This is a genomic window from uncultured Acidaminococcus sp., from assembly GCA_900538365.1.
Taxonomy (GTDB): Bacteria; Bacillota; Negativicutes; order Acidaminococcales; family Acidaminococcaceae; genus Acidaminococcus.
In genome coordinates this window covers 41,367-61,324 of sequence record UPXT01000001.1, presented here as the reverse complement: position 1 = coordinate 61,324, position 19,958 = coordinate 41,367, and the positions used below count along the sequence as shown (strand labels likewise).

Here is a 19,958-nt window from a genome sequence, read left to right as displayed (position 1 = left end):
GCTGTTATCCCTCCCTACCCTCACCGGTCATGGCAAGGGCTTCTGCGGCAATATGGTCCGCTGCATCCTTCTGTCCCGCTTTAAGTGCCCCTCGGTGCATCATATTCAACAGATCGGAGTCCTTTAAAAGACGTTCAATCACGTTGTACAAGGTCTCTCCCGTAAGCTCCCGGTCCAGGATGACTTCAGCCGCTCCCTGGGCCTTGAGGGCCCGGGCATTGTACTCCTGATGATTTGCTGTTGCATAGGGGTACGGAATCAGGATAGACGGGATGCCCCGCGCCATCAGTTCCGCAAGGCCAATGGCCCCTGCCCGTGAAACCGCAAGATCGGCGACAGAAAGCGCAAGGGGCATCTCATGGAGATAATTCACGATGTGAAGATTATCAGCCGTTTCAAGAAGGCCTCCCAAAGCCTCCAGATGGGCCTTGCAGCCTAAGTCACCCGTCGCATGGAGGACCTGGATCCGCTGGTTTCCGGCAAGTTTCTTTTCTACATAGACCATACTTTCATTGATGGTCCGGGCGCCTCTTGACCCGCCAAAGACGAGGATTGTCTTTTTCATAGGATCAAGGCCGAGCTTCTTGTACCCTTCCTGCCGGTCCGCTTCCGTCACATCGCGGCGGACCGGATTACCCGTAACGATTATCTTGGCGTGACGGGAAAAATATTTTCCCGCATCCTTGTACCCCAAAAAGACCTTATCCACAAAATGGGAAAGGATCTTATTGGTCACGCCAGGCATGGCATTTTGTTCCTGGATCGCCGTAGGGACCCGTTTCATGGCGCCCCAAAAAAGGACAGGACCGCAGACATAGCCGCCTGTTCCAATGACAAGATCGGGGTCGATCCGGTTCACCAGTTTATAGGCGTCGCTCATCCCGCTTACTAGAGCTGCCGCGCTTTTGAGCGTTCCCACACCCAAGCGGCGTTCAAACCCTGCGACACGGATAAATTCCAATGGATAGCCATAGCGCGGGACAATATCCTTTTCAAGGCCCTTGCGCGTCCCGACAAAAGTGATTTCCGCATCGGGAACCTGACGTCGAATGGCATCAGCAATGGTAAGGGCAGGGTAGATATGACCGCCCGTACCGCCGCCAGCAATGAGGACCTTCATTATGCTTCCTCCCCGGCTTCCTTTTTGAGCGTATGGACTATGGACTTAAAGACCCGTCCCCGTTCCGGGAAGTTTGCAAACATATCATAGGAAGAGCAGGCTGGCGACAGGAGCACAACTTGAGGCGGTTTTGCCATACCGTAGGCCAAGCGCACAGCATCTTCAAAGGAGCCATCACACATGACGATGTTCTTGACGCCATTTTTCTTGGCGGCTTCCAAAAAGCGATGGCGAGCCTCTCCCAAAAGGATCAGGGCATCCGTTTTCTTAGCCGTCACCTGCATGAATTCCGTAAGATCCGTCATCTTGTCATGGCCGCCGGCAAGAAGGATCACATGCCCTTTCTTGAAGGCTTCAAGGGCCTTGACAGCAGAATCGGTATTTGTTGCCTTGGAGTCGTTGTAATAAGGCACTCCTTTGATAGTCGTTACATATTCAAGGCGATGCTCCACCCCTTCAAAGGCTTTCAGGACCTTTGCCATATTTTCCACGGTGACACCGGCAAAGTGGCAGCAAAGGATGGCCGCAAGAACGTTTTGTTCATTGTGGGCGCCAAAGATCTTAAGATCGGACACCTTGCAGACCACATGCTTTGTTCCATCGACAGCAAAGACAAAGTTTCCCTCTTCGATCCAGGCTCCCTGTTCAAGTTTTTCTTCGGTGCTGAAGAAAAAGACGCGGCTTGCCGCACGATGTGCAAGCTTTCGGTCAGGTTCATTATCATAATTCAAGACCAGGATATCTTCCGCCGTTTGATGGGCAAAAATCTGAGCCTTGGCATTGATGTAGTTTTCCATATTGCCGTGCCGTTCAAAATGGTCAGGCGTGATATTGACGATGCAGGCAATCTGCGGATGGAAAGTCGTCATTCCCTCCAGCTGGAAGCTTGACAGTTCTGCTGCTACATAGGATTCCGGTCCCATGTGTTCCAGTTCCTTGGAAAGGGCATAGCCAATGTTGCCTGCAACCGTTGTCGGAACTGGCAGCGTTTCAAGCATCCGGGAAACAAGTGTCGTCGTTGTCGTCTTGCCGTTCGTTCCCGTAATGCCCACCCAGTGGCCTTTATAAAGGCGGCTTGCATATTCTGCTTCACCAATGATTTCGAGTTTCTCCTCGCGGGCTTTTTTTACGACCTCCGTCGTAAAAGGAATGCCTGGGGAAATGATGAAAAGTTTACTCTTTTTCAGATAAGGACGGGGATCTTCAGAAAAAACGATTTCCCCACCCCGCTTTTTCATATCCTCTCGGAACGCGTGGTCCAATTCCTTTTGATCATCATTATATAAAATTACTTTTTCGCCCTGGTCGAGAAGGACCTGGGACACGCCCTGACCGCTGATGCCAGCGCCATAAACAAATACGAAATCATGTTGTGCCAAAATAGACGCCCCCTAGTTAAAGTCGGTTTGAATAGATGAAAATTCCCGCAAGGGAAAGAAGCAAGCTCAGCATGCTGAACCGGGTAACGACCTTCGTTTCCTTCCAGCCGCCCAGCTCAAAATGGTGATGGATCGGTGTCATGCGAAAGACACGTTTTCCGCCCGTCAGCTTAAAGTACGTAACCTGGATGATGACGGACAGGGTTTCCAAAACATAGACCCCGCCAATGATTACAAGCAGCAGTTCCGTATGGGACCCAATGGCCGCCGCGGCAACGGCTCCGCCGAGGGCAAGGGAACCGGTATCACCCATGAAAACCTTAGCGGGATGATGATTGTAGACCAAAAAGCCAAGGCAGGTTCCTACAATGGAGAGGCTAAACAAGCTGATGGAAAGCTCACCAGCCAAAAAACCAATGACCGTATAGGCCAGCATCACAAAGACGGTTACGCTGGCAGCAAGGCCGTCAAGACCATCGGTGAGATTTACGGCATTGGTCGTTCCTACAAGAAGCAGGAGGATAAAAAGGGCATACCCAGCCGTACCAAGATTGATGGTCACATTAAGGATAGGAATCCAAAGACGGGTACTCAGCACATCACCGGGAAAAAAGAGATAGATGGCGGCAACAAGAATCTGCAGGGCCATCTTCTGTTTGGACGTAAGCCCTAAATTACGTTTAAAGAAAATCTTGAGGCCATCATCAATAAATCCAATGAGCCCGTACCCCACAAAAAGCCAAAGGGCAAGGTACATGGTCCGGTCATGGCCGTTCCATAAGAGATTTGCTGCAATAACGGCAAGGATCATCATGATCCCGCCCATGGTGGGCGTTCCGCTTTTCTTGAGATGTTCCTTCGGGCCGCATTCCCGGATGCTCTGTCCAAAATGCCATTTATGCAGTTCTGGAATCAGGACTTTTCCAATGAGGACGGTCAAAGCAAAAGCAGTCGCAAACTGCCAAAAGAACGTGATATTCATTTCTGGAGGCCTTCCTTCCCAAAGGCAAGGTCCGCAACCGTGTCAACTTCCATGGAATGGGATCCTTTAAGGAGAATGACGTCTCCTGTTTCAACAATGTTCTTCAAGAGGGAAGCCGCTTCAAATTTATCAGCTGCATAATGGGCGGAAACACCGGCCTTTTTTGCTTCCTCATAGATGAAGCGGGCCTCTTTTCCGTAGCAAATGACTTCCTTGATTCCATATTCTGCCGTCCAGCGGCCTACTTTGCGGTGACTTTCTTCGCTGACGCTCCCCAGTTCGAGCATATCGGCAAGAACGGCAATTCCCCTGCCATAGCCTTGGTTCTTTACCACTTCCTGAAGCGTTTCAAAAGCCACGGCCATCGAAGCAGGGCTGGCGTTATAGGCGTCATTGATAATGGTCTTATCACCTAGGCGCAGGAATTCCTGCCGCTTTCCTGTCATCTTGATGTTTTGCAGGGATTCGGCAATGGCCGTATCAGGAACGCTGTAAAGTTCTGCCACGGTAATGGCCGCAAGGGCATTCATGACATTGTGGCGCCCCAACATGGGCAGGGCCACCTTTTGTTTAGCGCCAGTGATCTTGCTTTCATAGGTAAAACAGGTCACAAGGCCAATGGTCGTAATATCCCGTGCCCTCACATCACAGTCGTGATCGATGCCATAGGTCCGGACTGCGGCCCCCGTCTTCATAACGGACACGCGGGGGTCATCCGCATTGAGCACGGCCCAGTTGTCTTTCGTAAAGTCTTCCAAGATCTCGCTCTTGGCCTTCGCAATATTTTCTAGGGAGCCCAAAAGTTCCAAATGAGTCTCCCCCACATTGGTGATGATGGCGGCATCAGGATGGGCAATCTGCTTCATCTCACGGATCTGCCCAAGACCGCGCATTCCCATTTCGACAACAGCCACTTCCGTATTGTCCTTGATACGCAGGAGCGTCATGGGAAGCCCAATTTCGTTATTGAAGTTTGCCTGCGTCTTGACGACATTGTAGCGTGCGGCAAGGGCTGCCGCCGTCATATCCTTCGTACTGGTCTTTCCGTTCGATCCAGTAATGGCAATGACCTTCAGGTTCTTCTTGGAAAGTCGGTAACAAGAGGCAATGTCCTGATATGCCTTAAGTGTATCAGACACAAGGATGCATTTTTGCGGTGCTACCCCCGGATTATGGTCCACGAGGGCAGCTGTTGCTCCTTTTTCAAGCGCTGCCGCCACATAGTCATGGCCATCAAACTTTTCCCCACGGAGTGCTACAAAGAGCGTCCCCGGCCCAATGCTTCTGGAATCAGTGGAAATATCAATGAACTCCACGCTGTCAGGAAGCAGCGTTTTTCCCTGTGTTGCTTTTTTTATGAGATCGATCTTGATCATGATTTGTTTCCCTTCCGGAAGAAGTCGCGAACAACTTCCCCATCGTCAAAATGAATGGTCCGTTCCTTGAGAATCTGGTAGTTCTCATGGCCTTTGCCGGCAATCATTATAACATCTTCCGGGCGCGCATGGGAGATGGCAAATTCAATCGCTTCCCGCCGGTCGGAAATGGTATGGATTTCCTTATGGCGAGGGTTCTCTGTAAGACCCGTTTCAATATCGCGGATGATGGCGTCCGGATCTTCACTGCGCGGGTTATCGCTCGTAACAACAAGGATATCAGCCAGCTTCAGTGCCAGCTTTCCCATGATGGGACGCTTTTTGGCATCCCGGTCACCGCCGCAGCCGAAGACGGCCCACAATCTGCCCTTGGTGATCTGTCTTGCAGTCCTTAGGACATTGTCCAGGCCGTCCGGCGTATGGGCATAGTCCACGATGACCGTAAAGGGCTGGCCTGCATCGATGAGCTGAAAGCGACCGGGCACACCGGCAAAATTGTCGAGGCCGCGGACAATATCATCATGCTTGAGGCCTTCCGCTAAGGCAGCGCAGACCGCGGTCATGACGTTATAGACATTGAATTCCCCTGTAATATGAAGCCTAAGGTCCATATCTCCTTCCGGCGTGTGAAGGGACAGTTCCATATGCTTGGCACCGACATGAAAGCGAATGGGATAGACATCGTTTGTCTTCGCCTTGCCATAGGTCATGATCTTTGTTTTCACGCGGTTCATGATCAGTGGGCTGGACGCGTCATCCATGTTGAAAATGGCCGTCTTTCCCATTTTGCAGCCTTCATGAAGATGGGTGAAGAGCAAAGCCTTGGCCTCACGGTAATTTTCCATGGTCTTATGGAAATCAAGATGGTCCTGAGTAATGTTTGTAAGGGCTGCCGTATCGTACTCGATACCGGCAACGCGATTCAGCGCCAGGGCATGGCTCGAGACTTCCATCACCACATAATCGCAGCCTGCGTCTGCCATGCGGCAGAGGGTCCGTTGCAGGTCCACCACGTCAGGCGTTGTGTTGTGGCTTGGTTCCTTCTTATCGCCGATCATGATATTGATGGTTCCAATAAGGCCCACTTTATGACCTGTATTGGTGAGCAAGGTACGCAGGATATTGGTAGTTGTCGTCTTGCCGTTAGTCCCCGTGATACCAATCATGCGCATCTTCTGGGCAGGATAACCATAAAACCACGGGGCAAGCTCCGTCATGGCTTCCTGGGTGCTCTTCACACGGATCATAACAAGCCCCGGTACAGGCGGCACGTCCTTTTCCACAAGGACCGCTTCCGCCCCTAAGCTTGCTGCTTTTTCTATATAAGCATGACCATCTGTATGGACGCCGACAAGACAAATGAACAAGCTGCCTTTACCTGCCGTCCGTGAATCAATCGTAAGGTCCGTAATGGTTTTGTTTTTGGGGTCGCCCGTCACGGTGCATCCCTTAATATGGGAAATCACGTCTTGAAGCGTTCTTTCCATAATGATTCCTCCTCAATGGTTTCAAAATCGCTGCGACGTAAAAAGAGCAGCCAATGGTGGCTGCCTTTTTTGCGGGATAAGCCCAATACAGCACGCCAAATGAGCCCTATTTCTTTGAGGGCACGTTGATGTTGACGTAGATGTTCTCTCTCGCCGTATTGAGGCCTAATTTTTTACTGGCAATCGAAGCAATGCGGTTGGGGCTCTTGAGCCGGCTCACATCAATCCGAAGGGTTACATTCTTGTCGATGAGCGCCGCTTCCTGCTTCTTCATCTGGATCAGGTTATAGGACTGGTCCATGACAACTTTTGCAAGAAAGGTATTGGCAGCTACTAATATTAACATGATTACGACAGAAAATACAAACGTTTTAGCAGAAGCTGAAGAAGCCTTGGACCGGGTCCGGCTTTTTTTGGCAGGTTCGTAGGGAGGCACCTCGTAAATCGGTTCCTCCTGTGCTGCTGTATTCCCATAGTTGTAAGCCGTATGATAGGCAAAGGTCCCATAGACCTTATGATTATTTTTAAGCATAACAATGTCCCCTACTACTGATTCCTTCATCCAGCGAGTGCTCTCCCGCTTCCTTTACGCATCAAAGAGGATTCTTTTAAAACAAGCATCCTATATTCTGATGGCCCCGCGGAGCCGCGCGCTCCGAGCACGGGGATTATCCTTCAACTCCGTTTCTGACGGAACAAATTCTTTTAGCTTCTTTAGTTCCGGTTTGTGTCCGCACACACAAACGGGCAATTCCGGCGGACAAATGCAGCCTTTAGCCATTCGTTTGAAACTTTGCTTGATGATGCGGTCTTCCAGGGAATGGAAAGTTATGACGCCAATGCGGCCTCCCTTTTTTAGGTGCCTGACAGCCGTTTCCATGGTCGTGTCGAGGATTTTCAGCTCATCATTGACTTCGATCCGGATTGCCTGAAAAGTTCGTTTGGCCGGGTGAGGTCCATCTTGGCGGGCCCTCTTGGGAATGGCGGCCTTGATCACAGAGACAAGATCACTTGTTGTGCGCAGTGGCTTTTCCTTTCTTTTTTCCACAATGAACTGGGCAATGCGGCGGCTCCAGCGTTCTTCTCCATATTTATAGATAAGGTCTGCCAAGTCTTCTTCCTTGTACGTATTCACCACATCAGCCGCCGTCAGTTTTCCTTCCTGGTCCATCCGCATATCAAGAGGGCCATCATGCATATAGGAAAACCCACGTTCCGGCGTATCCAGCTGATAAGACGAAACACCCAGGTCAAAAAAGATGCCATCCACTTTCATTAGGCCCAGCCCATCAAGGATGGTTCCCAGTTTCCGAAAATTGGAATGAACAATCTTGATCTTGCATGGAGCATCTTCAAGGCGCTTTGTGGCAGCCATAATGGCGTCTTCATCCTGATCGATTCCAATAAGGAGGCCCTCCGGGTCCAATTTTTCAGAAATGGCATGGGAATGACCAGCGCCGCCCAACGTGCAGTCGACGTAAGTTCCCTTGGGATCGGTGACAATCCAGTCAACGCTCTCCTTTAGGAGCACACTTTTGTGTACAAAGTTCACGGTCATCCCTCTTTTCGTTCACTAAATTTCAAGATCTTCCACAATGGCGGCAACATCACTTTCCACTTCGCTGCTATAGGCTTCATATCGCTTGGTATCCCAGATTTCTGCCTTGGTTCCCGTACCGATGATGGTCGCCGTCCCCTCGATCTGGGCAAATTTGCGAAGCGTTTGCGGCAGAAGGATGCGTCCCTGTTTATCAGGTTCTACTTCCATGGAATTCCCAAAAAGGAAGCGGGAGACATCACGGGCTTTTTTCTTGGGAAGCGTCTGCTGAGCAAAACTCTGCTGAAGACGATCCCAGGCATCCATGGGATAGACATCAATACAGCCATCAACCCCTTTGGTGATGACAAATGTTTTTCCCAATTCGCTCCGGAGTTTGGCAGGAACAAAAAGACGGCCTTTGGCGTCTACACTGTGTTCATATTCACCCATGAGCATCGCCGCGATTCCCACCTTTCTTCCCGAAATTCACCACTTTCCACCACTTTCCCCCATTATAAAGCACAATACCCAAAAAATCAATTCAATTAGGAGCGAAAAAGCCTGATTTTACCTAGGGTTTTGCCGTGTGGAGGAATTCAAATTGGACAGTAAAAGAAGTAAATCAATAAAAACACAAGGTATTGTGGTCAGCATTTAATCCAATACAACACCTTGTGCATTTCATCCTATCTATGAAATTTTTATATCGTTTCGGTAAAATATATGAAATTTTAACAAAAAGTCTTTATTTTACCCTACCTAGGTATGGACATTGTATCCTTTCCTTTCTATCTTTTTGGGAAGTATTGCATTCTTTGTACCTCTCCGATATAATGACTAGGATAAAAGAACAAGGAGGTTATCCTACCATGGAAAAAGTAACTGCAGATTCCCCGATTATCCTCACGGTGCAGCAGCATCCGGAGATCATCGAAATCTTCATGCAATATGGCCTCGGCTGTGTCGGCTGCATGGCTGCTAACTTTGAAACCATCGGCCAGGGCGCTGCTGCCCATGGGCTGGACGTTGATGCCCTCATTGCAGATATCAATGACTGCATCGCTGCCGCTGAAGGGGACAAGGAATAAGATCAAAGAAAGACCGTGAAATGAAAAGTACCCTCTTTACTGGACACCCAGTAAGGAGGGTACTTTTTGCGTTATACGACTGAATTCAAGCTAATGTGTGTAGAACTTTATCGTCAGGGTAAGTGGGTAAAAACACCTAAAGGAATTAAAACAGCAAACTTCCGTAGCAAGATTCGTACTTGGGATCGTATCGAACAATCCTGGCGGCCTTAGCATCGCAGCATTACAGCCAGCTTTTTCTTTTTGCTTGACCGCGATTTTCTTCTACTCCCCAATCTTTTCAAACCGATACTTCTGTCTTACTTCAGGATACTTGACATGATCCACTTCACTCATGAACATATCGAGGGGACGGCAGTAGATGCCGCCATCGCCGTAGAGGGCTTTATAGACGCAGTAACGTTCCCGCGTCTCTGAATGGATAACGGGACAGGCGATGATTTCATAGCGTTTATTTTTAAAATGAAGCCAAGTTTCCCCAGCTTTAGGCAGTGTTCTTTCCATAGAATCTTTCCTCCTTTTTTCCCCATTGTAACACAGCAAGATGATACGAAAAAAGCCCCTGCTCCCTAAGGAAAAAGAGCAAGAGCTTTATTTTTCATCAGGTAATCGGGGCTGGATTGAAAATACACAGGTCGTTATGGAAGCCATACTGGTCGGAATAAGGGATTTTCGTACCGCTTGCTGTATCCAGGATATAATTGAAGATCTCCGTTCCGACTTCAGGAATGGTCTTTTCGCCCGTAGCGACGCCACCAGCAGAAATATCAATGAGGTCAAACCAGTTGTCCTTCATTTCATTGCGGCTGCAGACTTTGATGACAGGAGCGATGGCAAGACCATAGGGAGTGCCGCGGCCCGTCATGAAGACCTGCAGCCCAATGCCGCTTGCCAGCTGGCTCGGCCCGCAAACGATATCACTAGCCGGTGTGGCGGCGTAGATGAGTCCATGTTTGGTCGGTTTTTCAGCCGGCGACAGGACTTCCACAATGGGGCTTGTCCCGCTTTTGGCAATGGACCCCATGGCTTTTTCCACAATATTGGCAAGGCCGCCTTTTTTATTGCCCGGCGTCGGGTTGGCATCACGATCAACGCCGCCTTCTGCTAGATAATCATCGTACCATTTCATTTCGGCAGCCAGTTTATCCCGCACTTGCTTATTGACGCAGCGGGCAGCCAGCATATGGACACCGTCCCGCACTTCCGTGACTTCGCTGAACATGACCGTGGCGCCGCCTTTGACAAGCATATCAGCGGCATACCCGGCACTGGGGTTTGCCGTAAGGCCCGAGAAGGCGTCGCTGCCGCCGCACTGCATGCCGACAACCAGTTCAGATAAGGGCAGCGCTTCACGGCGCCGCTGATTGAGGCGCTGGAGTTTCCGCTCAGCCATATCCATCAAGGCTTTCATCATGGCGTCATGTCCCTTGCATTCCTGCAGGGTGAGACAGTTTTCAGCATTGATTTCATCCGGTTCAAGGAGCCGCTCGTAGGTCAATTTTTCGCAGCCCAGACCAACCAGCATGATTTGTCCACCAAAGTTCGGATGACGGATGAGATTTCTCACGGCCCGGATAGGAATGACGGCAAGAGGGGCATTAATGGCAACCCCACAGCCATAAGGATGGTTCACAGCAACAACATCGTCAACGTGAGGGTATTTGGGCAAAAGTTCCTGTTTGATTTTCTGCACGGCTTTGTTGACCACCCCGGCCGCACACTGGACGGTCGTCACAACACCGAGGATATTGCGTGTACCGGCAGGCCCCACGGCATTTTTATACCCCATCCACGTCGTGCGGGGCGGCGTGGGGAGTTCTTCCATAGGGACGATGTGGGTACCATATTCCATATGTTCAACCGAAGGACTTTGAGGCAGATCAAGCATGTGTTCATTGATCCAGCTGCCGCAGGCAATATCATGCTTGGCATAACCGAGAACAACGCCGTAGCGGATAATCTCGCCCCCTTTGGGAATATCCACGAGTGCCACCTTATGGGCTTGAGGAATGGGGTCACGGGTAAGAACACCGGGCATGACTTCAATGCCTGTTTCCAAATCATGGACGGCAACGGCAACGTTATCGCGGTCCTTGACACGAATGACAAGAGGAGCTGTCATAAATAAACCTCCCTTTTTCTTTGGACAGGCTGCGCGGCAGCCCGTTGTTTTTCTCGACTTCATTATAATTCAAGTTGTCGGACGATTACAATTGCCCAGTATCTTCTAGTTTTTTAGTGAATTTCTTAAATTAATTAAGTGATTCATGATATTTTCGTGATTTTATCACGATAGTACGAAGAAACTGATCTTGCTGTACCCTTTTTTGTTTTTATGTTAACCATATTTATTTATCCGTTGACTCTCGTTTTTCTTTTTCGTTATACTGGTACCTGTACACATAAGGGAGGTTATGAGACCATGTCAGATCAAACGATCAAAACCATGACACAATCCATCATCGATGGCTATCGGTTCAAAAAAGACGATGCCTTTGTCCAGGATATGCTGACCCTGCCGCTCACAGCGCTTCAAGAAGGCGCCGGCGCCCTGCAGCGCCATTTTTGCGGCAACCATGTTGATTTCTGCACCATCATCAATGCCCGGAGCGGACGCTGCGGTGAAAACTGCAAATACTGCGCCCAGGCTGCCTGCCATCATACGAACTGTGATGAATACGATTTCCTTGATGAAAAGACCATCATGGAGACGGCCAAAATGGACCAGGACGCAGGTGCCAACCGCTTTGCCATGGTCACGAGCGGCCGTGCCCTGACGGGAAAGGATTTTGAAAAAGCCCTTTCCATCTATAAGGACATGAAAAAAGACCTTACGATTGACCTATGCGCGTCCCATGGAATCTTAAGCGAAGAACAGCTACGCCGTCTTTTTGCTTCCGGCGTCACAAGCTACCATCATAACATCGAAACAAGCCGCCGCTTTTTCCCCCACATCTGCACGAGCCATACCTTCGATGACCGCATCCGCACCATCAAGGCCGCTCAGCGCGTCGGTTTCTGCGTTTGCTCCGGCGGCATCATCGGCATGGGAGAAACTTGGCAGGACCGCATTGATATGGCCTTTACCCTTCAGGAACTCGGCATCCAGTCCATCCCCATCAATGCCCTTATGGCCATTCCCGGAACAGGGATGGAAGGCCGTCCTTCCCTTCCTGCCGAAGACATCCTGCGGACCATCGCCCTCTTCCGCTTCATTAACCCGACGGCAAACATCCGTCTTGCCGCAGGACGCAAGCTGCTGCCCGATAACGGGGAATCAGCCCTGCTCCATGGTGCATCTGCTTCCATCACGGGCAACATGCTCACTACAAGCGGAACAACCATCAAAGAAGACATGGAAATGATTGCTCGCCTCGGTCTCATCAACCACTGATTGCATCGCCCCAAAATAAATTATAGAACCACAAAAAACTCCGTCCCCGAAGGGCGGAGTTTTTCATTTTAGATGAAGTTATTTCGCCATGAGCTGGGCAACTATGGCTTCCAGTTTGGCAATCTTCTCATCTTGGGCTTTCATGGCTTTATCCTGACTTGCCACAAGCGTCTGGAGATTCGTAATGGTCTTTTGGAGATTGCCCTTCGTCACAGGGGATTCCTTGCCAAGCTTGAAACTTGCACCAAGGCCAATCATGTTTTCACCGTTGCCAAAGGTGCCGCTGATGTTCACCATGCTCTTTTCATCAGGCCGATAGAAAGCACCAATAGCCAGGGCGTTGGCATTGCGATAGTTACCAAAGCCTGTGGAGAAGCTCCACTTGTCATCAGGGTCAAAATCAAGGGGATGAAGGTTGGCCAAGGCCGCTGCACCGGCACCGACACGATTGATCTTCGTATCAAGGCGGCTGATGCGTCCGTTCATGCCTTGCTGGACGTTCCACAGCTGACCGCCGTTCACGGCATCTTTGGAGCCTGCATAAACATCCCCGTCGGCGACATTGGTGATCTTCGTATCATTCATATCGATGCCACCCTCGTTGATGGTCGGACCGCCGTTATTGATGGTAATGCTGCTTACACTAAGGTCCTTGCTGAGGGCAACCTTCACATCGCTGCCGCTGACGCTCGTCGTAATATTCGAGCCATCGCCTTTGATGCCAAGTTTATTGTCTTTATTGTCACCAAGGCTCGTCGTGTTGCCGTCATCGGCCGTAAGTTTCGTTTCGATGAAAGCCGCCTTGCCGGTATCCGAAGCCGTTCCGTCCGTAGTGGTCGCACCGCCATCGGTGTTGGCTGTATCCCCCGTATTCGTCGTATCCTTGTAAGTGACTTCATCCGAACCAGAGTTCTCGAAGTTCGTGCTGATTGTCCAGGAACCGTCGGTACCCTTGACGAGCTTGATGCCGTCGCCGGCAATGAGGTTTGCCGAACCGCCGGCGCTGCCTGCCACCTGTTTCAGCTGGGCCACGTTAACGGCATCCGTATCATTCACACCGGCCGCGACGTTCGTAATGCGGCGCGTGTCACTGCCGCTGACACCAACAGAAACCGCGGCGAGGGTCGGACGCCAAATGGAGCTTGTGTCGGTGGCGTTTGCCTTCGTCGCCGGATTATACCCGGACTGATCCAATCCCGATTCCGAGTCATTCAAAATGGATCCGGCACCGAGTGCTACGCCGCCATCAGCTTTCACATTGGTGTTATAACCAAGGAGCGTCACATTGCCGTTTGCAATGGTCATTGCCGAGAATGACGTTGTTCGCCTTTCCGCTCGAAATGGTGTACTTGTCACCAATGATGGTGTTACTCTGCGCGTCGTCTTCGACGGTGTTCTCGCTGCCGATGATTTTAGTATCGCTGGCATTCGTGATGGTGTTCTTATAGCCAATAACAGCATCAAGCTTGCTGATTTTATCTGACGAGCCCGTAACAGTATTATTGACGCCCGTAATCATAGTTAGATTTGTATAGTCAGCTTTATTGCCGCCACCAAAGGCCATGGTCGCGCCGCCGCTGTTAGATTTTTTAACAGCATCCCGAAGTGTCTTCGCGACGGCCGTAGTATCATTAAAAGAAGTTGCATCAGAAACTCCTGTAATCGTCTTGACAGAGTTTGTAATCTCATTTCCTGCGCCATACACGAGGGTCCCGTTGGAATTATTGACCCTGTTGGCAATCCCGACGATGCTGTTTGCCATCCCGGAATAGGATTTACTGAAATAGCCAGATTTCTCAGGAGCGGTGTAGGATTCATTACTATTTAATGTTCCAACAACAGTTGCGCCAAAGTTTTCAAGATTATAATTGTTGAGTCTTCCCCAGCCGACATTGCGGCTCGTTTGGATATTATAATTACCAAATGTTGAAGCCAAAAAACCTTTCGTAAAGCTATTGGTACCGATGGTCGTCGTAGCAACGGTAAAGCCATAAGCACCGCCTTCACCTTCTGTTTTAAGGGCAGAGGAATCAATGTTTTTTAAATCCCCCATGTTGCCTTTAAAACTATGGCTGCCAATCATGATACTGCCGCTTCGGGCATACGTGTAGTCCCCAATCGCAATGGCGCCCGCCGCATCCTCGGTTTTTCCGCTTGGAGAAATAGCTTCTTCCTGACCGCCACGGCCAATAAATCCCTTAGCGCCCTGACCGATTACAATATAAGTCTGGTTCGTGCCTCCATCTTTAACAACGGTCGCACCGTCCCCCTGCGTAATATGCGTTACTTCGGCAAAAGCCGTACCAGCAAAAACCATGGCAAGCACGGCAGCGGCAAGTGTTCCCTTGGTTAAAAGGTTCTTGTGTTGTTTCATTGTCATGACTCCTCTCACTGAAAGATGGCCCTTTTGTTGGTCCCATCGGCAGAATAGAAACCGCTTCACGATTTACAGCACAAAAGACCCTATGGATGATAGTCCCTAGATCATTTGATCCTGAAATTCCATTCATATGGCCGTGGTGATAAAAGGTAAGTATGGGTAACCCTTTTTCCCCGGTGCTTCATAGTAAAGCCCTTTCCCCTATCCGGAGTATCGTTTTTTACACCGCTCTCCAAAACGGCATTCTCACGAACAAGCCATTGTTTTTTATTGATAATTTTAAATAGCTAGCGTTTCTTTTTCTCAAAAGAGGCCTTTCTTTAAATGATAGTATATATTAATTTTGCGATTTTGTAAATATTATAGATAGTTTTAGATGAATCACGCTTAGATTTTATTTCAAATTATATTTATATTTTATATTGTATCAATTTATTGATATTTATTTAAGTTTTTACGATATTTAATATCATATTTCAGCCAAAAGTTATTCTTATCTAAAAAAAGTAAAGCTGCCTGCGATTCATTGACAGAAAAAGTGTTCCCCGATATGATAGGATGTATCATACATAATGAGTAGGAAAGAAGGATGCACAATGACCCTCAAAAGCCCCTTTGATAAACTGGTGAACCGATACGGAACAAGCTGCCTTAAATATGATTTTGGTCTTGCGCGAAAAGGTCGTACGGACCTTCTTCCCATGTGGGTTGCAGATATGGATTTTGCCCTTCCAAAGGATATTCTCGCTGATTTTCACGCCCGTATCGACCATGGGATCTTTGGTTATACTGATCCTGATGCCGACTACTACGAGGCCTTGGATGGTTGGTTTTCCCGCCACCACGGGTACCACATCAAACCCGAATGGGTGACAGTGGGCTGCGGCGTCGTCTACGGTCTTGCTACAGCCGTCAAGGCCTTTACACGCGCTAATGACGCGATTTTGATTCAGCAGCCGGTCTACTACCCTTTTCGTGAAGTCATTGAAGATAATGGCCGCGTCTTTGTCAATAGCCAGCTTCATAATGAAGGAGGCCGCTATACGATTGACTTTGACGATGTAGAAAAAAAGATGATCAATCACAACGTGAAAGCCCTGCTCCTTTGCAGTCCCCATAATCCTGTGGGACGCGTCTGGTCACGAAAAGAGCTGGAACGCCTAGGCGACCTTTGCCTCACCCACCATGTCATCATTCTCTGCGATGAAATTCACTGCGATTTTGTCTATGCGCCCCATCACTTCACAAGTTTCCTGACCCTTGATGAAAAATATCGCAGGAACCTCGCCGTCTTTACATCGCCCAGCAAAACCTTCAACGTTGCAGGATTCCAACCGGGAAATATCATCATCCCTGATGAAACACTCCGCCAAGCGTATCGCCGGGCCAATGCCGCGGCTGGCTACAGTCAGGGCAGCATCATGGGTCAGATTGCCGTAAAAAGCTGCTATACCAAAGGGGACGCCTGGGTAAAGGAACTTGTAGCCTACATCAAGGGCAATATCGACTGGACGCGGGAATTTGTCAAGAATCATCTTCCCAAAGCGGTCATGACCGATCCTGAAGGAACCTATCTCGTCTGGATTGATTTTTCCGGCTATGGCCTATCAGATGACGCCCTTGAAAAAACCATCACAGATAAAGCTAAGCTCTGGCTCGACTCGGGAAAGATTTTTGGCCCTGAAACGGCTCAATTCGAACGTTTTAATATGGCGGCACCGAGGGCGGTGATTGAGGAAGCCTTTGGGAGACTGAAAGACGCGTTAGAAGGGTAAAACTGGCTCGGAGCAGAAATCGCTCCGCTTCTTCACAAGAACGTGCCTCCATTTTGGAGTCGTGCGCTAGGGTCTTCTACACCAAAAAGGGCCGCACAGAAATGATGACATCATTTCTGTGCGGCCCTTTTTCTCTTACAGCTTGAAGTCGATGACGGCGGAGACACCGACGCCTTCGACACGGTTCACGTTCGTAATATTGATGCTATCAATGGGGATAAGTCCCTTGATACGGGCAATCTTGCTGAATTTAAATTCAAGCTGTCCCACGGCCTTTACCTTATCCACCTGAGCTTTTGGCCCCACAACCTGGACCGCTCCAATATAACCGCCCGTTCCCATACTAAGGATGGGAACGACCTTTGTTGCATAGTCCGTAGTGACTTCATTTTGGGAAAAAATTTTGTTGATGAACGTATTGATTTCTCCGCCAAACTGATTGACGAGATAGCTGATACCGCCGAGTTTCAAAACAGATCCAAAATCAAACGCCTGGGCCGTCATCACTCCACCGCCAAAGCCAAAAAGGGATGCAGCAAGAACGCCTGCAATAAATTGTTTCTTGATCATTTTTGTCCTCCTACTTCCTGGCAGAAATGTTTTCTTTATTGTACCCAAAAGATTTGGACAATTTGTGACAAAAAGAAAAACTGCAGGGTGAAATGTACCCTCCTTACTGTGTGTCCAGTAAAGAGGGTACATTTCAATCCCTTACAGTTCTTTTTTAAAATAGACGGTCACATGCTTTTTCCCAGCAAGCTGTTTTTCTCCCACTTCCGTAAAGCCAAGGTGCCGGTACATCTCCGCAAGCCAAGGATGACTCTTGGCCGTCCCAAGGGTCACGGCGGGCGCATGAAGCAGCTTGGTCAAGATTTCTGTCTCTACATAATGGAGGAGTTTAGTAGCGTTTCCTTGATGCGCCTCATCGGGGTCTGTAATGAAGTGTCCAATATGGGGCACACCAAAGGGGCCAGGATGATGCCCCCAAGGCATCCGCAGGGAAATGGCACTCACGAGCTTATGATCCACAAAAAGGCCAAAGGTCGGCTCTTCCTGAAGCCATTGTACGGCTTCTTCCCGCGTTTCATCCATGGCGGCAAAAGAAAGTGGATATGGCCGGTCAGTTGCGTAGCTGCGATGGAGGACGTCAAAATAAGCATCTCCATCGTCTTTAGTCAAGAGGCGGTATTCAACCATAAGGCAGCCTCCTTTTTGGGGTCCATTTCATCGCAGGAAAGGCATTGCGGAGCCAGGAACCGGCTAAGGAACTGACGGGTCCTTTTCTCTTTCGGATGGACAAGGACTTCCTGGGCACTCCCCCGCTCCACAATATAGCCATTTTCCATAAAAACAACTTGATCGGCCACTTCCCGGGCAAAGGCAATCTCGTGAGTCACAATAATCATGGTAATCTTTAATTTTGAGGCAATCTCTCGGATCACAGACAACACTTCTCCCACGATTTCAGGGTCCAGGGCGCTCGTTGGTTCATCAAACAAGATGACCTTAGGATTCATGGCAAGGGCCCGGGCAATGCCAACGCGCTGCTGCTGACCGCCTGAAAGCTGGATGGGATAGGCATTCAGATATTCTGCCATGCCGACCTGCTGCAGGCAGGCAATGGCTTTTTCACGGGCTTCTTTTTTGGCCATTTTCTGGACCGTCACAAGCCCTTCCATCACATTTTGAAGAACGGTCATATTGGAAAATAGATTGTAGAGCTGAAAAACCATGGCCGTATTGCGGCGAACATGAAGGATTTCCTTTTTGCTGGCCCGTTTCATATCAATGATGGGTTCCTCATCAAGCTGAAGCGTTCCTTTATCAGCGGGTCCCAAAAAATTAAGGGTTCTCAAAAAGGTCGTTTTCCCACTCCCAGAAGGGCCTATGATAACTGTCACACTGCCCGTTGGCACCTCAAGGCTGACATCTTTTAGGATTGGGCGTTTCCCATAGCTTTTTTCAACGTGCTCAATGCGGATCATGCTAGATTCCCCTTTCTAAACCGATTGCTTCTCCCTTCCATCTTCCCAAAAATGAATTCAAATCCGACGCCCATAAGCCAATAAAGGATTGCTACCGCCATATAGGCTTCAAAGTAGCGCATACTGTCTTCGCTGAACAATTTGGCTGCACCAAAAAGCTCAACTACGGTAATGACAAAAACGATACTTGTACTTTTCATGGTCGAAAGAAACTGATTGGCAAACATGGGCAGGGCCACCGTTACTGCTTGAGGGAAGATGACCCGAAAAAAGGCCTGAAGTCCTGTCATTCCAATGGATTTGGCGGCTTCTTTCTGACCTTCCGGTACTGCTTCATAGGCAGCTCGGAAAATCTCCGTTAAATACGCCCCCGTATGGAGGGTGAGCCCCACGACAGCTACTTGGAGGGCCGTTACTTTTTCCACGGGAAAATGAAATACGCCTTCTTGGTCCATGGCCATAACAAAAATGGGCAGTCCATAATAAACCAGATAGAGCAGGACCATATTCGGCAAGCTGCGGCAGATGAGGACATAAAGGGCGGCCAGTTCCTTAAGAAGGGGAACTCTTCGGATTTCAAGAAAAGCGCAGAAAAGGGCCAAGAAAGTGCCTAGACAAACACTGCTGACGGTCAGTCCCAAAGTCACCTTGAGATAGGGAAAAATGTAGACGAGGCCTGAGACAATATAGGATGGATCAAAAAAAGCTGTACTATTCATATTCTCCTCCTATCACGGTCAAGGTGTCTTCTGAAATCCGAAAATGACGTTCGAGGGCCCGTCCCAATAAAGTAAGGGCAAAGATCATCGCCCCATAAAGGATGGCGACATCCACGTATAGTTCCAGATACCGCTGGGAATTTCCGCCCATGAGTTCAGCTTGGCGCATAACATCAACAATGCCTACATTAAAGATCAAGGCCGTGCCTTTAAGGGTGCTGATGACCTCATTCACAAGAGGCGGGATGGAAAGCACAAAAGCCTGAGGAAGGACAATACGCCGATAAATCTGGGCATCCGTCATTCCTAAACTGGCAGCGGCCTCTTTTTCTCCCGGCTGGATGGCCGCTAAGCTCCCACGCAGAATTTCTGCCCCATAGCCAGCAACGTGGAGTGCAAAGATCACCAAAACAAAGAGCAAGGGCGGCAGGTCCGACACATCCACGCCTGCACCTGAAAGAAGCTGGGGAACGCCAAAATAGACAACAAAGAGTTGGACGATAAAGGGAGTACTGCGAATAAAGGAAATAAAGATTCGATAGCCCCCACTTACTATGCGCGATCCCTGATCCTTCCATACAGCCAGAAGGGCTGCCAAAATCAGTCCTGGAACAACGGATAGGAGCGTCACAAATAGCGTTACGGAAAGGTACCCGGCCAGTTTGGGCAGCGAGGCAAGCATATAGGCTGAACTGAAATAACTTCCCATTTTTGTTTCACTCCTTTCCTTGGT

At 49.3% G+C, this 19,958-nt stretch carries 20 protein-coding genes; 3 read left to right on the top strand and 17 right to left on the bottom strand.

Going from position 1 to position 19,958, the window contains the following annotated elements; translation table 11 throughout:
• Window positions 1–4: 4 nt before the first annotated feature.
• From murG to mraZ, 8 genes are all read right to left on the bottom strand, one after another.
• Window positions 5–1,120, bottom strand: a complete 1,116-nt coding sequence (gene murG, locus QZQ08_RS00305; RefSeq protein WP_296326343.1) for an undecaprenyldiphospho-muramoylpentapeptide beta-N-acetylglucosaminyltransferase — start codon at window positions 1,118–1,120, stop codon at window positions 5–7.
• Complete coding sequence (gene murD, locus QZQ08_RS00300; protein WP_296326340.1) at window positions 1,120–2,499, bottom strand: UDP-N-acetylmuramoyl-L-alanine--D-glutamate ligase; 1,380 nt, start codon at window positions 2,497–2,499, stop codon at window positions 1,120–1,122. Before murD ends, murG begins: the two co-directional genes overlap by 1 nt.
• Before the next feature lie 16 nt (window positions 2,500–2,515).
• Window positions 2,516–3,481 carry a phospho-N-acetylmuramoyl-pentapeptide-transferase gene (gene mraY, locus QZQ08_RS00295; protein ID WP_296326338.1) on the bottom strand — a complete coding sequence of 322 codons (966 nt, stop codon included), beginning with the start codon at window positions 3,479–3,481 and terminating at the stop codon, window positions 2,516–2,518.
• Window positions 3,478–4,857, bottom strand: coding sequence for a UDP-N-acetylmuramoyl-tripeptide--D-alanyl-D-alanine ligase (gene murF, locus QZQ08_RS00290; protein WP_296326335.1), 1,380 nt, complete (start codon window positions 4,855–4,857; stop codon window positions 3,478–3,480). Before murF ends, mraY begins: the two co-directional genes overlap by 4 nt.
• The gene (locus QZQ08_RS00285) at window positions 4,854–6,344 is read right to left on the bottom strand and encodes a UDP-N-acetylmuramoyl-L-alanyl-D-glutamate--2,6-diaminopimelate ligase (protein WP_296326333.1); all 1,491 of its coding nucleotides are present in this window, start codon (window positions 6,342–6,344) and stop codon (window positions 4,854–4,856) included. Before QZQ08_RS00285 ends, murF begins: the two co-directional genes overlap by 4 nt.
• 106 nt (window positions 6,345–6,450) lie before the next feature.
• Window positions 6,451–6,876 (bottom strand): cell division protein FtsL, encoded by a 426-nt coding sequence (locus QZQ08_RS00280; RefSeq protein ID WP_296326329.1) that lies wholly within the window; start codon window positions 6,874–6,876, stop codon window positions 6,451–6,453.
• A gap of 90 nt (window positions 6,877–6,966) precedes the next feature.
• Complete coding sequence (rsmH, locus tag QZQ08_RS00275; protein ID WP_366140894.1) at window positions 6,967–7,896, bottom strand: 16S rRNA (cytosine(1402)-N(4))-methyltransferase RsmH; 930 nt, start codon at window positions 7,894–7,896, stop codon at window positions 6,967–6,969.
• A gap of 21 nt (window positions 7,897–7,917) precedes the next feature.
• Complete coding sequence (gene mraZ / locus QZQ08_RS00270) at window positions 7,918–8,340, bottom strand: division/cell wall cluster transcriptional repressor MraZ (RefSeq protein ID WP_296326324.1); 423 nt, start codon at window positions 8,338–8,340, stop codon at window positions 7,918–7,920.
• 413 nt (window positions 8,341–8,753) lie between these two features.
• On the opposite strand from mraZ, the gene QZQ08_RS00265 reads away from it, so the two are divergent.
• Window positions 8,754–8,972 carry a DUF1858 domain-containing protein gene (locus QZQ08_RS00265; protein WP_021736499.1) on the top strand — a complete coding sequence of 73 codons (219 nt, stop codon included), beginning with the start codon at window positions 8,754–8,756 and terminating at the stop codon, window positions 8,970–8,972.
• Between the two features lie 264 nt (window positions 8,973–9,236).
• On the opposite strand, the gene QZQ08_RS00260 is transcribed toward QZQ08_RS00265, so the two are convergent.
• Window positions 9,237–9,476 carry a DUF1653 domain-containing protein gene (locus QZQ08_RS00260; protein ID WP_296326317.1) on the bottom strand — a complete coding sequence of 80 codons (240 nt, stop codon included), beginning with the start codon at window positions 9,474–9,476 and terminating at the stop codon, window positions 9,237–9,239.
• Window positions 9,477–9,573: 97 nt separating this feature from the next.
• The gene (garD, locus tag QZQ08_RS00255; protein ID WP_296326314.1) at window positions 9,574–11,094 is read right to left on the bottom strand and encodes a galactarate dehydratase; all 1,521 of its coding nucleotides are present in this window, start codon (window positions 11,092–11,094) and stop codon (window positions 9,574–9,576) included.
• A 300-nt stretch (window positions 11,095–11,394) separates the two neighbouring features.
• Here garD and bioB point away from each other — a divergent pair, with 300 nt between their 5' ends.
• Entirely contained in the window at window positions 11,395–12,366 is a 972-nt protein-coding gene (bioB, locus tag QZQ08_RS00250; protein ID WP_296326311.1) for a biotin synthase BioB, read from the top strand.
• A gap of 78 nt (window positions 12,367–12,444) precedes the next feature.
• On the opposite strand, the gene QZQ08_RS00245 is transcribed toward bioB, so the two are convergent.
• The gene (locus QZQ08_RS00245) at window positions 12,445–13,671 is read right to left on the bottom strand and encodes a YadA-like family protein (RefSeq protein WP_296326309.1); all 1,227 of its coding nucleotides are present in this window, start codon (window positions 13,669–13,671) and stop codon (window positions 12,445–12,447) included.
• Window positions 13,631–14,740: a hypothetical protein gene (locus QZQ08_RS00240; protein WP_296326306.1), complete on the bottom strand. Its 1,110-nt coding sequence runs from the start codon at window positions 14,738–14,740 to the stop codon at window positions 13,631–13,633. The genes QZQ08_RS00245 and QZQ08_RS00240 overlap by 41 nt, the downstream gene beginning before the upstream one ends.
• Before the next feature lie 602 nt (window positions 14,741–15,342).
• Here QZQ08_RS00240 and QZQ08_RS00235 point away from each other — a divergent pair.
• A complete protein-coding gene (locus QZQ08_RS00235) occupies window positions 15,343–16,521 on the top strand; it encodes a MalY/PatB family protein (protein WP_296326304.1) in 1,179 nt (392 codons plus the stop codon).
• A 135-nt stretch (window positions 16,522–16,656) separates the two neighbouring features.
• Here the strand turns inward: QZQ08_RS00235 and QZQ08_RS00230 are convergent, their stop codons facing one another.
• The 5 genes from QZQ08_RS00230 to QZQ08_RS00210 form a co-directional block, all read right to left on the bottom strand.
• Window positions 16,657–17,091 (bottom strand): hypothetical protein, encoded by a 435-nt coding sequence (locus tag QZQ08_RS00230; protein ID WP_296326301.1) that lies wholly within the window; start codon window positions 17,089–17,091, stop codon window positions 16,657–16,659.
• 141 nt (window positions 17,092–17,232) lie between these two features.
• Complete coding sequence (locus QZQ08_RS00225; RefSeq protein ID WP_296326298.1) at window positions 17,233–17,718, bottom strand: GNAT family N-acetyltransferase; 486 nt, start codon at window positions 17,716–17,718, stop codon at window positions 17,233–17,235.
• A complete protein-coding gene (locus tag QZQ08_RS00220; RefSeq protein WP_296326296.1) occupies window positions 17,697–18,506 on the bottom strand; it encodes an amino acid ABC transporter ATP-binding protein in 810 nt (269 codons plus the stop codon). The genes QZQ08_RS00225 and QZQ08_RS00220 overlap by 22 nt, the downstream gene beginning before the upstream one ends.
• A complete protein-coding gene (locus QZQ08_RS00215) occupies window positions 18,503–19,225 on the bottom strand; it encodes an amino acid ABC transporter permease (RefSeq protein WP_296326293.1) in 723 nt (240 codons plus the stop codon). The genes QZQ08_RS00220 and QZQ08_RS00215 overlap by 4 nt, the downstream gene beginning before the upstream one ends.
• Window positions 19,218–19,934: an amino acid ABC transporter permease gene (locus tag QZQ08_RS00210; RefSeq protein ID WP_296326290.1), complete on the bottom strand. Its 717-nt coding sequence runs from the start codon at window positions 19,932–19,934 to the stop codon at window positions 19,218–19,220. The genes QZQ08_RS00215 and QZQ08_RS00210 overlap by 8 nt, the downstream gene beginning before the upstream one ends.
• Window positions 19,935–19,958 lie beyond the last annotated feature (24 nt).